This is a genomic window from Dehalobacterium formicoaceticum (genome assembly GCF_002224645.1).
Lineage (GTDB): Bacteria > Bacillota > Dehalobacteriia > Dehalobacteriales > Dehalobacteriaceae > Dehalobacterium > Dehalobacterium formicoaceticum.
In genome coordinates this window covers 716,774-732,664 of record NZ_CP022121.1, presented here as the reverse complement: position 1 = coordinate 732,664, position 15,891 = coordinate 716,774, and the positions used below count along the sequence as shown (strand labels likewise).

General features: G+C 43.3%; 14 protein-coding genes, 1 tRNA gene and 1 pseudogene. 1 reads left to right on the top strand and 15 read right to left on the bottom strand.

Translation table 11 applies throughout. The features are described from left to right. Nucleotides 1–20: 20 nt before the first annotated feature. From glgP to CEQ75_RS03650, 5 genes and pseudogenes are all read right to left on the bottom strand, one after another. Nucleotides 21–1,022 (bottom strand): alpha-glucan family phosphorylase, encoded by a 1,002-nt coding sequence (gene glgP, locus CEQ75_RS19305; RefSeq protein WP_338031995.1) that lies wholly within the window; start codon nucleotides 1,020–1,022, stop codon nucleotides 21–23. Between the two features lie 214 nt (nucleotides 1,023–1,236). Continuing rightward, nucleotides 1,237–2,010 (bottom strand): annotated as a pseudogene (gene murI, locus CEQ75_RS03660) (glutamate racemase). 78 nt (nucleotides 2,011–2,088) lie between these two features. Then, entirely contained in the window at nucleotides 2,089–2,268 is a 180-nt protein-coding gene (locus CEQ75_RS03655; protein WP_089609122.1) for a hypothetical protein, read from the bottom strand. Between the two features lie 22 nt (nucleotides 2,269–2,290). Further along, on the bottom strand, nucleotides 2,291–2,425 hold the full coding sequence (locus CEQ75_RS19175) for a hypothetical protein (protein ID WP_276327718.1): 135 nt from the start codon (nucleotides 2,423–2,425) through the stop codon (nucleotides 2,291–2,293). A 44-nt stretch (nucleotides 2,426–2,469) separates the two neighbouring features. Then, nucleotides 2,470–3,195: an HAD family hydrolase gene (locus CEQ75_RS03650; RefSeq protein WP_157677311.1), complete on the bottom strand. Its 726-nt coding sequence runs from the start codon at nucleotides 3,193–3,195 to the stop codon at nucleotides 2,470–2,472. A 262-nt stretch (nucleotides 3,196–3,457) separates the two neighbouring features. Between CEQ75_RS03650 and CEQ75_RS03645 the strand changes: the two genes are divergently transcribed. Beyond that, nucleotides 3,458–4,942, top strand: coding sequence for a hypothetical protein (locus CEQ75_RS03645; RefSeq protein ID WP_089609120.1), 1,485 nt, complete (start codon nucleotides 3,458–3,460; stop codon nucleotides 4,940–4,942). 126 nt (nucleotides 4,943–5,068) lie between these two features. Here the strand turns inward: CEQ75_RS03645 and CEQ75_RS18250 are convergent. The 10 genes from CEQ75_RS18250 to CEQ75_RS03595 all read right to left on the bottom strand — a co-directional run bounded on the left by CEQ75_RS18250 (nucleotide 5,069) and on the right by CEQ75_RS03595 (nucleotide 15,804). Further along, nucleotides 5,069–5,165: transfer RNA gene (locus CEQ75_RS18250), tRNA-Sec, on the bottom strand. A 69-nt stretch (nucleotides 5,166–5,234) separates the two neighbouring features. After that, complete coding sequence (locus CEQ75_RS03635; RefSeq protein ID WP_089609118.1) at nucleotides 5,235–6,584, bottom strand: stalk domain-containing protein; 1,350 nt, start codon at nucleotides 6,582–6,584, stop codon at nucleotides 5,235–5,237. Nucleotides 6,585–6,725: 141 nt separating this feature from the next. Continuing rightward, nucleotides 6,726–7,433 carry an ABC transporter ATP-binding protein gene (locus tag CEQ75_RS03630; RefSeq protein ID WP_089609117.1) on the bottom strand — a complete coding sequence of 236 codons (708 nt, stop codon included), beginning with the start codon at nucleotides 7,431–7,433 and terminating at the stop codon, nucleotides 6,726–6,728. Beyond that, the gene (locus CEQ75_RS03625; RefSeq protein ID WP_089609116.1) at nucleotides 7,426–8,202 is read right to left on the bottom strand and encodes an ABC transporter ATP-binding protein; all 777 of its coding nucleotides are present in this window, start codon (nucleotides 8,200–8,202) and stop codon (nucleotides 7,426–7,428) included. Before CEQ75_RS03625 ends, CEQ75_RS03630 begins: the two co-directional genes overlap by 8 nt. Beyond that, nucleotides 8,183–9,193 (bottom strand): branched-chain amino acid ABC transporter permease, encoded by a 1,011-nt coding sequence (locus tag CEQ75_RS03620; RefSeq protein ID WP_089612487.1) that lies wholly within the window; start codon nucleotides 9,191–9,193, stop codon nucleotides 8,183–8,185. The genes CEQ75_RS03625 and CEQ75_RS03620 overlap by 20 nt, the downstream gene beginning before the upstream one ends. Before the next feature lie 9 nt (nucleotides 9,194–9,202). Continuing rightward, a complete protein-coding gene (locus CEQ75_RS03615) occupies nucleotides 9,203–10,081 on the bottom strand; it encodes a branched-chain amino acid ABC transporter permease (protein ID WP_089609115.1) in 879 nt (292 codons plus the stop codon). Between the two features lie 129 nt (nucleotides 10,082–10,210). Continuing rightward, on the bottom strand, nucleotides 10,211–11,422 hold the full coding sequence (locus tag CEQ75_RS03610; RefSeq protein WP_242965367.1) for an ABC transporter substrate-binding protein: 1,212 nt from the start codon (nucleotides 11,420–11,422) through the stop codon (nucleotides 10,211–10,213). A 90-nt stretch (nucleotides 11,423–11,512) separates the two neighbouring features. After that, a complete protein-coding gene (gene selB, locus CEQ75_RS03605; protein WP_089609113.1) occupies nucleotides 11,513–13,432 on the bottom strand; it encodes a selenocysteine-specific translation elongation factor in 1,920 nt (639 codons plus the stop codon). Then, nucleotides 13,433–14,833, bottom strand: a complete 1,401-nt coding sequence (gene selA / locus CEQ75_RS03600) for an L-seryl-tRNA(Sec) selenium transferase (RefSeq protein ID WP_089609112.1) — start codon at nucleotides 14,831–14,833, stop codon at nucleotides 13,433–13,435. It abuts the gene before it with no gap. A gap of 134 nt (nucleotides 14,834–14,967) precedes the next feature. Further along, a complete protein-coding gene (locus CEQ75_RS03595) occupies nucleotides 14,968–15,804 on the bottom strand; it encodes a GerMN domain-containing protein (protein ID WP_198306619.1) in 837 nt (278 codons plus the stop codon). Nucleotides 15,805–15,891: the final 87 nt, after the last annotated feature.

Below are 15,891 nucleotides of genomic sequence, written 5' to 3'. Positions count from 1 at the left end.
AAGGTCGGAATTCCTGAAAATCAGACACTCCTCTTATAAGGAGCGGCCCGGCGGGCAAAACCTAAAGTCAGCACCTCCGGATCCATTACTTGACCGGTTTTTTCAGCAATATAGTTAAAAAGTTCCTTCTTGCACGTCATATGTACGGCAAAAAGATCCTCAGAACGATCAAAAGCTTCTTTCATGCGCTTATCCTGCCAAGTCCCCTCATGTACCCCGTTTGTAATGGATATTATCGGTGTGGAAAGAGGAATCTCCTGCCACATTTTCCGGGCTGTATGCCCGTGGAGCTTAGATACTGCATTCGCTTTAAATGATAACCTGAGGGAGGCTGCTGTCATATTAAAGGGATCACCTCCAATTTGACACATTTCCTCGTAATTTAGCCCATTGTATGCTCCCATATAGTTTAGTAAATTGTGGTCATGGATCTCATTTCCGGCGGCTACAGGGGTGTGGGTGGTAAAAATAATCTGAGATTTTGCCTTCTTCCATGCCAAATCAAAACGATGATCATTTTTCTCCATTTCCTCCCGAATTAATTCCAACCCGGCAAAAAGAGCATGTCCTTCATTAAAGTGGTAAAGATCTACCTCTAAACCCAAAGCACGCAGAAGACGGATACCCCCAATTCCCAAAATCATCTCCGCAGCTAAGCGATCTTGGGCAGCGCCGCCGTACAATTTATTGGTCATCCAGCCATGGTTGCTGCCGGGGATATTGGTATCTAGAAGATAAAGGGGTACATTTTCGTAACAATCTACCATTTTGACCTTGCATTCCACATCTTCACCGCGCACATTCACATGCACCGATACCCCCGTATCCCGCACCATCGGGTAATCAAACTCGGGATAAACATCATAGGGGCGTCCTTCTCCATTAATATATTGCTCCGTATAATCATGGGCCCATAAAATCCCAATACCGATCATAGGGAATTGAGCATCCCGAGCCGCTTTCAAATAATCACCTGCTAAAACACCCAATCCCCCCGCATAAATAGGCATTTCTTCACTCAACCCAAACTCCATGCAAAAATACGCTACTTGAGGATTACTATTATTCTGATTCATATTCGGCCATATTGGCCCCGCACCTCCTTTGTCAGATGACGAAAACCTAGTCTCCAGTCTCCCACTAGTGTGCGATAAAATCCCTTAAAATATGTGAAGGAAGATTGGATCCCTCGTCCCAATCTGCTAATCAGAATAAGTGCTAAGTGTTTGTTCATGCTTAATAATAATGAAACAATTCCTCACAGAGAGGCACAAATCTTTCCGAATCAGCGGTAGCGTAATACTGAATCGTTCGCTTTTTTTCATTTTGATCGGCGAGAAGGTTTTTTTTGGTTAAAATTCTTTGCAAATTTTTCACCGTACCTATATTGCCATCAATGATTACCACCTAGGGAAACAATTCTGCTATCTGTTTCTTGATAAAAACATAATGGGTACAGCCTAACACGATGACAGAAACCTTGCCCATGTCAATGGAAGCAAAAATGTTTTCCAGATAATTTTGGACTGCTTGTCCTCTGTATGTTCCCCCTTCGATCAGTTCGGCCAAACCCGGGCAAGGCAAAGAGATTATATGATGATCCCCACGATAATTTTCCAGCAGACATTGAAACTTTTTTTCCCGCAAAGTAACGGGTGTCGCCATCACTACGATATCTCCCTGACCACATCTTTCCACCCCCGGCTTCAATGCCGGTTCCATGCCAATCACCGGAATATCCAAATTACATCTTAGGTCATTAATGGCAGCGCTGGTTGCCGTATTACAGGCGACCACCAGTGCTTTAATGCCCAATTTTATTAAAAATTCAGCAGCCTGAAAGGAAAGCTCCTTAATCTCTGCCACCTCTTTGGTGCCATAAGGGTTATGAAGAGAATCACCTAAATAGATCATAGATTCACAGGGAAGCAGCCGTGCCGCCTCCGCCAGGACACTGACGCCGCCCACCCCGGAATCAAAAAAACCAATGGGAAGATTATTATCAGACATTAAAAGCACCACCTAACAGATCTTAATCTGTTAAATTATAAACCTTCCCATAGCTCCCTTCAACAATAAAAGGCAGATCTAAACGGTTATTTTTAGATCTACCTTTAAACAAACACCCAAGAATGCCATAATGACCCGCAGCAGGCGAATGCGATCAGCATCAGATAGTGTCCCAGATGTTTTCCCCAACAATGCCAACAGGGGCTCCAAATCATCGCAACCCTCTAAAAGTTTAGCAAAATCTGAAGAGTCACTCACCGCATTCGCCTCCTCGCCGTTATTAAGTACTGATTTTAGCATCCACCTTTAAAATCGCAGCCACACACTCCGTGAGAAAAACCAACAATCGCCTTCGTTCATCATCTGTTAAATTGGCCATCCTTAAACATTTGCATAGCTCTTTTTCTATACTCATGCTCATCACTCTCGGCAAGCCGGATCCTACACTATTTTATGATTCTAACAACCCTGAGGTGAATATTGAGGCATTTCTTTCATAAAGTGCGCCAACTCCGACAAGGTCCCCTGATGCCCAGGATGATAGACCGGATTTCCTCGGTCAATGAGATGATCCGTAACTAAAAAAGTATCCATGCCCAGGGTACCGGCTACAATATCCTCTTGTACATCATTGCCAATCATCAGGCAATCCTTGGCCTGAACACCCATCCGGCGGCATATATCCTGGTAATATTGAACGTTGGGTTTGCAGCGGCGGCTATTCTCATAGGTGGTAATCATGGACCAGGGATATTGAGATATTCTCGCCCAGGACATTCTTTCTACGGTTGCCATGCGGGGAAAGAGGGGATTGGTAGCCAGTACAATAGGATATCCTTTGTTTAGCACCTCGGTTACTGATTCTTGCGCCCAGGGCGAAAAACCTGCATATTCCTTCAATTTAGGAAACTCTTTTTCATAATAGAGCTGAAAACGAGGATACATGAAATCCCGTTCCCGTCCAACAGCCGGCAGGAAGTTTTTCATAAAAACTTCTTCATTCACCGTATCCCCCTGGTTTCTGGCCATCGCCCTGGTGGATTGCTTTAAGTTATGCAAAAACACCTGGGGATCTACCACATCTTGAAAAAAATCGGTGATCGAGACAAAATAATTCTTGACAAAAACTTCAATATCCAAAGGTAGTAAAGTCCCGTCCAAATCAAACAAAACCAATTTATACAACAGATTTCACCTCATTAAGTATGATCTTTCTATATTATACTAAATACTTGGTTCTGTAGCCATAACCCATCTAAGCTCCTAAATAGTATTCTACTTATGTCGGTCTTTTCCTGTCACGATCTGATCATCTTTTTAACAATGCTGGGATCCATTCCCTATCTTTCATTATTCCTTTAAAAAATTCACAATTCTAGGCAGGAATCATTTGTAAATTATAGAATAACTATCAAAATACTAAAATAATAAAGATAGGAGCAATTTTATGAAACTACGTAACCACATCTTAGTACTTTTTATTTTACTGTGGGGCATGATCATGCTCTCCGGATGCAGCCAGGTTGAAAAAGATTTTTATGCTTTACAAAAAGAATCCAGTTCCCTGAATTCTTACGTTAGCGATGGGGAAATCACCTTGACCGTCAACCAGCTACCTGGGGAAATTACAGAAATCACAGGAAAATCCCCCCTATTCCAGGATATCATCTTAAAAGTATTGCAGGATATCAAGCTTACATACAATATTAAGGCGGATCTGGATCGACAATTGATCTCCGCCTCCATTTACCTGAAACTCTATGAAAAAGCGGAGCCCCGGGAACTATTCTCCATCATCGGCAAGGAGGATGATCTCTATATTAGAGTAGACAAAATAGCTGAAATATTAAGTATTGATTCTGAGTTCACCCCCTACATTGATGCCCTCGATGGTAAGGCTTATCTTACCATCTCCCGGGAGGAAATGGCGGATTTGTTAGCTTCAGAAGAAGGGCCAATAACCTTGAACTCAGCAAACTTGTGGAATACAGAACAGATTAAAACACAAAACACACTGTATTATTCCTTAATTGATGGATTAATGAATGAAGTTTATCAGCAGTATGAAACAGGGATTGTGAAAAAAGAAAGGAATGGATTCTCCATTAATCTTACGCCCCAAGAAGTGATGGAACTCATTGAACCTTTTGTTCTTTATTCCCTGGACCATGCTGATCAACTGGAAGCGTATCTGATTTCTGCAGTAGAGGATTTAACAGATGAAGAAATGCTCCTTCTGGAGTTAGATCCTGACCAAAAAGAGGCTTATCTGCAAGGTATCACCGAATTCATTAATGAAATCAAAATGGGCGGCTCGGAATTCCTTAACGAATGGGCAGAAAACCGTGCTATGATCGAAAATGAGATCATTGGCAGCTTAGGTGAAACAAAACTTTCTCTCTCCTTACAAAAAGCGGATTCCTCCACCTATGATTCTCAACTTGAACTATTACTTCAAGTAAAAGGAGAACCGGAAGCCACGCAACCCTTGGATCTTGTCTGGCAGGTAAAGGATCGCACCAAGAAAACCAATAATTTTGAAGTAACAGTTCCCCAAGAAGGATTGATTTCTCTGACTGATTTTCAGGCAAAAATACCATGGATTGTATATATTTATGTTGAACCGGATTACGGCTTTTATTCCATGAGCCATGGTTTGGAATCCAAATTTGGTGATTTGGAAGCGGTACTCGAAGAAGGTCAGACCAGCGTGCCTTTCCGTCAGATGGCAGACATTTTAAACGAAGAAGCGGGCTGGGATCCTGATAAACATCAAGCCTATGTGAAAATGGATGGTCAGCCTATTTACTTTAAAGGGGCGATTCAAGAGGGACTGCTCTTTGTTCCCGTGAAAGAATTTGAAAAAGTCGGCTGGGAGATTAGCTGGGATGCCGATTTCGCTACCATCACCTTGATTAAATATGCCGAATAAAATCAAGTATCCTAAACTAAAAATAACAAGGAAGCACCCTTATGTTAAAATTGAGGGTGCTTTTGATTCTTATAGAAAAAGGGTTATGCCAGTTCAAAACTGCATAACCCTTAAAATTTTAACTTTTGGCGGGAACGTGTGCGAATCGAACACACCAGACGCAGGATCACTACGTCTCACTGGATTTGAAGTCCAGACCGGCCACCAGGCCAGATCCGCTCCCTTAGCAATAAACATTGTACCACATAAACATTATTTATTTAAGTAGTATTTGAAATATTTTTTCACTATATTACCCTTTATTAAATATTTCCCAAATATCAGGAGGAATAACCCCTAAACGCCATAAAGCTACGCCGGATAATTGATATTTTTTTGCCAGCTCTAATTTGGATTGAGCACTTTCCCGGTCTTCAAACCAGACCTGATGCTTGATACCGCTGTCATCTGTATAGGAAAACCAGGAAACACCGGAAGCCTGATCCTTTTGAATGGCAACCCCCTTCGCTGCAGCCAGATTACGGGCATCCTGGGTAAATATTGCTTTCCCGACTCCTGTTTCCGGCCAATCCCGCCCATAAATACCTAGACCCAACTGAAATTTTTCTTTAGGAATCTGAGGCAGAAGATAATTGATCACTCGTTCTACCCAATCGTTACCGGCCACTGGTCCCGGTTCCCCTCCATTATGATGTTGATCATAGGCCATGATCATAATTCGATCCGCAATTTTGGCCAGAGACTGATAATCATAACCGTCATACCACCATTCCCGGTCAGAGGTGCGGGCGGGCAAGGATAAGGAAAGGGTATAACGGGATCCTAACCCCTCTTTTAACATACTGATAAAGTTCACATAATTATCTCTTTGACTGGGATCAATACCCTCCAGATCCATATTAACTCCGTCAAAGCCCCGTGACTCCAGGATCCCATTGATATCCTCGATTACGAGTTTTTGGCTGCTTTCATCTTCCATCAGGTTTTTTAATAAAGGTTTATCGAAGGCAGCAACCAGCATTTCCGCTCCCATACCATTTTGCCGGGCATGGCGCAGACCCTGTTCAAAGAATACTTTCTCCTGCACCCGGTTTTCGCTATTAAGTTCATAAGAAAAATGAATGGTATCAGTGATTTTGTCCCCATAGTTCTCCAGATCCGTTAAAGAGCGATAATCATAATAATAACCGGTGACAACACTTGTGCCCCGGCCCGAACTATCATTATGTAAGACCTTCACAAGTCGATTGGTGCTATCCCACTCCACATAAGAATCAAAGGCTTCGGCAATAAATCTTACCGGTAGAAAGGTTCTTCCGTTGATGATAGTGGCCGGCGCATCCAAGGTATATTTTATTCCGTTTACTGTAGCCGTCTTTTGATTTATGATTAAGGTAATCTTATTAACACCCTGAAACACTGTCACAGTACGGCTTTTGCTATCCCAAAACAGTTCTGCTCCCAAAGGTTCCAGAATCGCCCGAGCAGGTAAAATAACTCTCCCCTGAACAATCCTGGGGGGTACATCCGGGGTAATTTGCTGCCCGTTTACATAGAGGCCGATCGACCCGGCTGCCGACACAGAACCGGGAATGGCTAAGGAAAAAAGCATTAATAATAACATCAGGAATTTTCGCTTCATTTTTTCTCTCCTAGGTTTTTATTTTTCACTTCTATCTTATTTCATCTTATTTCTACAAACTCCCCCTAATTCCTTTATCTCAAGAATGGTAAAAAAAGAAAGCCCCTGCGGCTTTCCCGTAAAAAATGATTTTAGATGTTGTTACCCGCCTAAATAGGCTTTTTTCACATCCTCGGAAGAAGCGACCTCATCTGCTGTGCCGCTTAAAACAATTCTCCCCGTTTCCAAGACGTAAGCCCGATGGGCAATGGATAGAGCTTGATGGGCATTTTGTTCTACAACCAGAACAGTGGTACCCTGGTCGTTGATTTCTTTAATGATGCTAAAAATCTCTTGTACCAGAATGGGGGCAAGACCCATGGAGGGTTCGTCCAAAAGCAAAAGCCGGGGCTTACCCATTAAGGCACGCCCCATGGCCAGCATCTGCTGTTCACCCCCGGAGAGGGTGCCTGAGGATTGATTTTTTCTTTCAAACAATCGGGGAAAACGTTCAAAAACAGTTTTCATCCTTTGCTTTACCGCTGCTTTGTCAGAATCTAAAAAAGCGCCTAATTCCAGATTCTCTAAAACAGTCATATTGGCAAAAATTCTCCTTCCCTCCGGAACATGACAAATACCTTTTTTAACAATATCCTTGGCAGGAATACCTGTAATGTTTTGGCTCTCAAAGGTGATGGTACCGGATTTTGGTACCAGAAGACCGGAAATACTTTTCAGGATGCTGGTTTTACCGGCACCGTTAGCTCCGATCATGGTCACAATTTCTCCTTGCTTCACCTCGAGGGAGATTTCTTTTAATGCATGGATAGATGCTCCGTAATAGACATTGATTTGATTAATCTTAAGCATTAAGCTTGACCTCCTCCCCGAGATATGCCTTAATGACCTTAGGATCATTTTTGATTTCATCCGGGGTGCCCTCTGCAATAATTCTCCCGTATTCCAGAACGTAAATTCGTTCACACACGCCCATAACCAAAGACATATCGTGTTCAATTAACAGAATGGTTAATTTAAAGTGATCCCGGATCCAGTAAATCAGTTCCATAAGCTCATGGGTTTCCTGGGGATTCATACCTGCTGCCGGTTCATCTAAAAGCAAAAGTCTGGGTTGTGCCGCCAAAGCCCGGGCAATTTCCAGTCTTCTCTGTTGACCATAAGGAAGATTTTTTGCCACTTCATCCTTTTTATCTGCCAAACCAAAAACATCCAAACAGGCTATCGCTTTTTCAGTAATTTCCGCTTCCCCGCGATAATAGGCAGGCAAACGCAATACGGTGCTGAACATGCCATGGCGGGCGTGAATATGATAAGGAATTTTTACATTATCCAGCACCGTCAATTCTTTAAAAAGACGAATATTTTGAAAGGTGCGGGCAATCCCTCGTTTTGTAATATGATATGGCCTTAACCCCGCGATGGATTTACCCTCAAAAATAATCTCACCTTCCGTCGGGTTGTAAACACCGGTCAGCATATTAAAAACAGTTGTTTTCCCCGCTCCGTTTGGACCAATCAGTCCGATCAATTCCCCCTGCTCAAGTGAGATATTGCAATTCGTCACTGCTCTTAAACCGCCAAAGGCGATTCCCACGTTGTTAATTTCCAGAAGTGCCACGCTCTTTACCCCTTTCCTTTTTGGATTTAAAGCTGGAGAAGGACAATTCCTTTCTCCCCATGATGCCTCCGGGGCGGAAAAGCATCACAGCGATTAAAACAATAGAGTATAAAATCATTCTGACTTCCGGTACCTTTTGTAAACCTACATTCACAATTGTTAATCCGGATGCTGCCAAAATAGAACCTGTTATGCTGCCCAAACCGCCTAATACGACCATCACTAAATATTCAAAGGATTTAAAGAAATTAAATACATTGGGCTGAATAATATAAAAATTATGGGCATAAAGAGCACCGGCTACACCGGCAAAAAAGGCGCCCAGGCAAAAAGCCAGAGTCTTATACCGGGTACTGTTAATGCCCATAGTCTCAGCTGCAATTTCGTCCTCTCGAATTGAGATACAAGCCCGGCCATAAGTGGAATTAATAAAATTCTTGGCAAAAAGTACCGTGCCTACTGTAGCCACAAAGATCCAAGTCCAATTTGTCAGTTTAGGAATGGGACTAAACCCACTGGCTCCTCCCACATAGTCAATATTTATCAGGAGCACTCGGATGATTTCTGCCATCCCTAAGGTCGCAATCGCCAGATAGTCACCTTTTAAGCGCAGGGTGGGTAATCCAATCAGAAAGCCCATGATCGCAGCCGCTAAACCTGCAGCTAAAATCGCCACGATAAAAGGCATGCCGAATTTTACCGTTAAAATCGCCGAAAGATATGCACCTACTGCCATAAATCCGGCATGACCCAAGGCCAGCTGGCCGGTAATGCCGCATACTAAATTAAGACTTACTGCCAGGATAATATTCATCCCCATCAGATATAAGTTCAAAGTATAGTAATTATTTAATTTATATCTAGTGCCGCCAATTTCAAAGCCTGCAATCCAGAAATGCAATCCAAGATAAACGGCCACTAGAATTACCGCGACAATAAGTGAGAGGGCGTTACGTTTCAAAAAAGAATTCCCTTGTTTTTTATTGTTCATGGCCGTCACCTACACTTTCTCCTTCACATTTTTACCCATTAAACCGGTGGGTTTAACAATTAAGATGATGATTAAAATGATAAAAGCAACCGCATCCCGCAGCATGGAATACCCGGCACCACTAACCAGGGACTCGGTAACACCTAAAATCAATCCCCCAAAAGCTGCCCCGGGAATAATACCAATCCCACCGATTACGGCAGCGATGAATGCTTTCAATCCGGGCATAATCCCCATAAGAGGTTCGATCTGACCGTAATACATACCCACCAGAACCCCTGCTGCCGCAGCCAATGCAGAACCTAAAGCAAAGGTGGCAGAAATAGTTTTATTCACATCAATACCCATCAGTTGGGCTGCCTCACTATCATAAGAAACGGCACGCATTGATTTACCTGTTTTTGTACGATTTACCACATAAGTTAACAACAGCATCAAACCAAGGCTGATGGCAAAAATGATCAGATCCTTGCTGGAAATAACGATGTTCCCGATGTGAAAATTATGCAGTTGAAAACTCGCCGGAAAAGCCCGGGGATCCGGTTTCACCAAATAGATCATCGTATATTCCAGAAAAAAAGAAACTCCGATGGCGGTAATTAAGGCTGTTAAACGATCTTGATTTCTTAGCGGTTTATATGCCACTCGTTCAATGATCATACCCAATAAAGCACAAGCCGCCATGGCGACCAGTAAAGCAATAGAAAAAGGCATATCAAATATGGAGATCATAAAAAAAGCCACAAAAGCTCCCACCATATAGATGTCGCCATGGGCAAAGTTGATTAACTTGATAATTCCATATACCATCGTATAACCCAGGGCAATCAAAGCATAGATGCTGCCCAAAGCAATTCCATTAATAAGTTGTTGAATGAAAATCTCCAATTGTGCCACCCCTAACCGAATATTAGTTGCGATGCCGGTCTAAAAATATAAATCCAGCGGGATTTTTTTTTTGAAAAAACACACAAAGGGAAGAGAGGGGAGTTGCCTCCCCCCATTTTTGCGTGAATATTAGGGTTGAATCGGATCAATTTTATCTTTAAAGGTTGGTACTCCATCTACTAATTCCAAAATTACCACGGACTTAATCGGATTGTGTTTATCATCCATGGTCAAGGTCCCGGTAACAGCCGGAAAATCCTTGGTAGCCGCTAAAGCATCTTTAATCGCAATCGGATCATCGCTTCCGGCTCGGTTAATCGCATCCGCCATTAGATACATGGCATCATAACCCATAGCAGCAAAGGCATCCGGAACATCTCCGTACTCAGCCTTAAAGGCCTCTACGAAAGCTCGCACCTTAGGGTCGGTATCCTGGGAAGAATAGTGGTTGGTAAAGAAAACATTGTTCAAGTTTTTCGCCCCGCCCAGCTTAACTAAATCAGGGGAATCATAACCGTCAGCGCCGACAAAAGGAACGGTAATGCCCATTTCGCGGGCTTGTTTTACGATTAAACCCACATTGTTATAATAGCCGGGAAGATAAATAACTTCCGGTTTGGCGTTTTTAATTCTGGTTAATGTCGCTTTATAATCCTGGTCGGTTTTTACATAGTTTTCCTCAGCGATAATCTCTCCGCCTAAAGCGGTAAAATCCTTTTTAAATACAGAGCCGATGGCTTTACTGTAATCACTGTTGGTATCAATATAAACCGCTGCTTTTTTTAGTCCCAGGTTATTATAAATAAAATTTGCCCCGATATTTCCCTGTAAGGAATCATAGAAGCAGAGACGGAATGCATACTCTTTGGCCTTTCCGGTGGCTTCATCCACTGTCACCTTATCGGCAGTTGCGGAAGGAGTCAGTAACGGAATCTCATTTTCCATGGCTACAGGTATCGCCGCCAATGAATTGGTGGAAGTAGCGGGGCCGATGGTCGCTGCCACATTTTCCACAGTGAGCAATCTTGTTTGTACATTGGTCACTTCTGCGGCATCAGACTTATTATCTACTTTAACCAGTTCAATCTGGCGCCCGCCTAAAACACCGCCCTTGGCATTAATCTCCTTGGCAGCCATTTCAATTCCTTTAACTCCGTTGCCGCCGTAAGTGGCTACATCTCCGGATAATTCAAAGTTTAATCCAACTTTTACCGGTTCGCCGGCGCCATTAGCCGGATTTTCCCCTTCATTTCCCGTGGGTTCCTGGCCTCCGCACCCTGCACCCAATGCAGCAATCAGCATTATGGCGAAGAATACCAGTATCTTTTTACTAAACCTCACTTCTAAGCTCCCCCTTTTTTTTATTAAATTTATTATTCCAAGATTCATTATAGACTTGTCCAATATTCCCTGTCAATTCTAAATATTCTCTTATAAATTGGCATTTTTCAGCAAACGCTGATCCCCTTTTCTGATGGTAATTTTTGATTGATCCAAATATTCTAATAAAGGAAGTGCATATTTACGGGATGTTTTCAATAAATCCCTGGTTTCAGCTAATTGGATTGAGCCATGTTCCCGAAGATAATTAATGATTCTTTCTTTAGCTTCATGAAAAGCTTTTTGATGAAAAATTACTTCATCAGATACTTTGACCAAATGCTGGTTTTTGATCAGCCAGGTCATAATTTCCCCTTTTTCTTCCTCCTTCAGCCCGGCTTTTTCGGCCAGCTCATCCCAACCAGGAGGGGAGTATGGTTCTTTCAGTAATTCTTCTTCAATTAATTGAATGGCCTGAGCAACAGGGGGCGTAATCTGGGGCGCAAAATCCAATAAAGCCAAGCTTTGGCTTTCCCCTTTAATTATCTCCGCCTTTAGCCAACGCTCTATCAACAGATTGAAAATTTTCCCGGGCAGATGAGAGAAATCCCGAGAACGAAGGTCCTCTTTAGGCATGCCGGAACGCAAGGGATAGGTGTGATGGTATTGACCCAGTCTTTTTTTCGTTATCTCCAGCCATGCCTCTTCCTGAGCCTTAAGGAAATAATAGGAGGTTCCTTCTCCATGAACATAACTTATCTCTTGGAATTGGGTTAATTCAGACAAGATTTCCTGGATCAAGCTTTCCTCCATACCTGTCCGAGAGGCAATATCCTTCGGCATGACCAGACCCACCTGATCCTCAGACAATTCTTGCAACACCAGATCTTTCGGTTCCCCTTTAAATTTCAAGGCCAAGTTTTCCATCACCTGATCCTGATATCTTTTGTGTTTTGCCGGCAGGGAATCCACGATCGTACCGCCGCCGATGGTGATCATAGGTGAATAACTGCGCACCACATAATGGTCTCCTCTTAAAGGCATAAGAGGAGTTTCTAAGACAATTTGACAGAAACAACTGTCTCCCGGCTGGAGTTCCTCCCGATCCAAAAACTGCACCCTGCCCAGTACTTCCTGGGTGCCGTGATGGACTCTGATGCGTGCCCTCTGCTCAAGGGGGTGTTCAACATGTTTCAATAAATGAAGTTTTACATCGATACGGTGGGTAGGTGTCAAAAGCTCCGGTTGAGCCAATACGCATCCACGGTCAATTTCCTCCATCTCCACCCCGGCCAAATTAACGGCAACCCTTTGCCCAGCAATAGCTTCTGTGACCTTAGCTCCGTGTACCTGGAGATTTCGTACCCGTGCATTTTGACCCCCAGGTAAGATCTCTACCGTGTCTCCTACTTTTAAACGCCCGGACCACAGGGTTCCGGTTGCAACAGTACCAAATCCGGTAATAGTAAAAACCCGGTCTACCGGCAGGCGCATTTTACCCGTAATCATCTTTGGCGGCATTTCCTGGGCCATTTTATCAATCATCGCCAATAAATCTGGGATACCCTGGCCTGTAAAAGCTGAGACAGGAATGATCGGGGCATTTTCCAACACCGTCCCCACCATAGCTTCCTTAATTTCTTCATGCAATAATTCCAGCCATTCTTCATCTACCAAGTCGGATTTGGTCACCACAACAATCCCGTTTTTTACCTCCAAAAGATCGATAATATCTAAATGTTCCCTGGTTTGGGGCATGACACCTTCATCCCCGGCAATAATCAATAGCACTAAATCAATTCCGGCAATCCCCGCCAGCATATTCTTGATAAAACGCTCATGACCAGGTACATCTACCAGACCCACTTGAGTGCCGCTGGGTAGGGTCAGGGGGGCGAAGCCCAATTCGATGGAGATGCCCCGTTTCTTTTCTTCTTTTAAACGATCCGTGTCCACACCGGTTAATTTTTTTGTTAAAACTGTTTTTCCATGGTCGACATGACCTGCTGTTCCGATGATAATCCGCTGCATTTATTTCCCTCCACATCCCTTTTTCAGGGCAGATACTAAGCACTCATATTGAGAGGCAAGAACTGTCCTGGGATCAAGGATAACCTGATCATCCCGCACATAGGTAAGAACCCCCGGTTCTCCTTCCCTGAGCGCATGGACAAATTGTTCCACTTTTTGTTTTTTAAGTTTTAATAATACCAAATAGGTGGGCAGATATTTTCCCGGCAGAGAGCCTCCTCCCACCTGAGAGACCCCTTCCTCCACGGAGATATCCATAAATGAAGTTAATTCCTTAGCGATCAAGGCCTTCAATTCTTGTGCCTGTTCTTTCAAAACATTTAAAGGACGTGTAAGCATTTCCAATGTAGGGATTTCTTGCAAGGCCCCCTCCATATCCAAATAACTTCTTAAGGTTGCTTCCAAAGCGGCAACCGTCATTTTGTCAATGCGCAGCGCCCGGGTAAGGGGATTCTTCTTCATCAGAGAAATATATTGATCTTTCCCTGCAATAATCCCAGCTTGAGGACCTCCCAAAAGTTTGTCCCCGCTAAAGGTGACCACATCTGCACCACTGGCTATGATCTGCTGAACCGTGGGCTCATCACCAATGCCCCTTCCTTTTAAATCAAAAAGTGAGCCGCTCCCCAAATCATGCATTACCGGGAGGTGAAATTCCTTGCCCAGGGTCACCAAATCTTTAATATCAGTTTCCTGGGTAAAACCGATAATCCGATAATTGCTGGTATGTACCTTCAGGAGCAAGCTTGTTTCCGATCCGATTTTTTGCTCATAATCTGACCGGTAAGTCTTGTTCGTGGTGCCAACTTCCACCAAATGGGATCCGCTTTGTTCCATGACATCGGGAATACGAAAGGATCCCCCAATTTCCACCAGTTCACCCCGGGATACAATGGTTTCTTTTCCTTTGGCTAAGGTATTTAAAGCCAATAATACTGCAGCAGCATTATTATTGACCACTAAACAGGACTCTGCTCCGGTTAGTCGGGTAATCAATTCTTCCACATGGGCATACCTGGAACCTCTATGTCCTGTGGCCAAATTCAGTTCCAGGTTGGAATACCCTGTCGCAGCTATCTCCACCGATTTCCATGCCTTTCCACTTAGCAGGGCACGTCCCAAATTTGTATGCAGCACGATACCGGTAGCATTAATTACCTTGCGCAGCTGGGGTTTTTCCCGGCGCGCAATCTCCTTTATGATATCATTTAATATATCCCTTTGCAGTTCCTCTTTATGCTGGTACCGTTCGGGGTTCACTCCTAATTGGTGACGATACTCTTTTAACGTATTTCTGATTCCATCCAAGATTACCTGACGGGGGACATCATGTATTGCTTTTATTCTTTCATTTAATAACAGCTCATCTACACCCGGCAGCCATTGATAAATATTTTGCACAGCATAAGGCCTCCTACCTGAATTTATTGCCTTCGTGGGGCACTATTTCAATCTATCTGATATTCTTTTTAATATATCTTATTCTCAATCCAGATGCAAACTAAAAAGACGCATAAAGCACCTATACAGGTGCTTTATGGCATGAAATTTATTTTGTTTGGTATTTGTATCGGAGATGTCATATCTGTACCTTCCGGCAGATATTCAATTTCCTTGCCCTCAAATAAAAACTTTACTTGTTTAATCTCAGAAAACTGACTCAAAGTGTACAGTACGGAATTTACAAACATCAATTCAGCTGTACTTCCGCCCCCATAGCCAAATGCCTGATTATTAAAATCGATGGTTGCTAACCCATCTGCCATGTGAAAGCTATGAATTTTGGTACCTGGCCAAAGAGTTGCTCCCAAACCACTGTTTTTCGGGGGGCCTTCAAGTAATTTGCGCAGAGCCGCCAAAGGACGGTCTTGGGTATCAGCTTGAAGGGTCACAGGCACCAAATAAATAGCATTATCATCACTGAAATATGCTTTTACTAAATTTTGACCCATTGGTTGTGCTCCATAGTAATTGATTGCGTCCGGCCTTTTAAAGGGCTGACTAATATCAACACCTGCTAAATTTTCCTCAATTTGACCGTTTACCATAATCTGCACATCTTCTACCCCAGGAAATTCTGTCATGGTGAAAACGATGGATTTCACTGTCTGATCTGCAGTTTGCCGGGGCGCCGTCAATAGTTCTTCAGTCAAATCAACATAGGCTGTTGTGCCAACTAAATACATATCCTTTAGCTTTGTTCCTTCCGGAATCGTCGGTGCGGAAAATTCATTCTCCGGTCCTGCTAAAAGTTTTTCCATTGCTACTCTGGCAGCCTCCGGTGTTGGCTTGATACCCAATGTGACCGGTATCAGGTTTTTCTTGTCCATGGAAGCAAAATACACCACCACCAACTCTTGATCTTTTACCAAAAGTGCCTTCCTTTGTTTTGAATTATCCCCGTGAGCAGGTGAAGGAGCATCCTTCCCGTTATTACCCAGGTCATTATTTGCTGCACA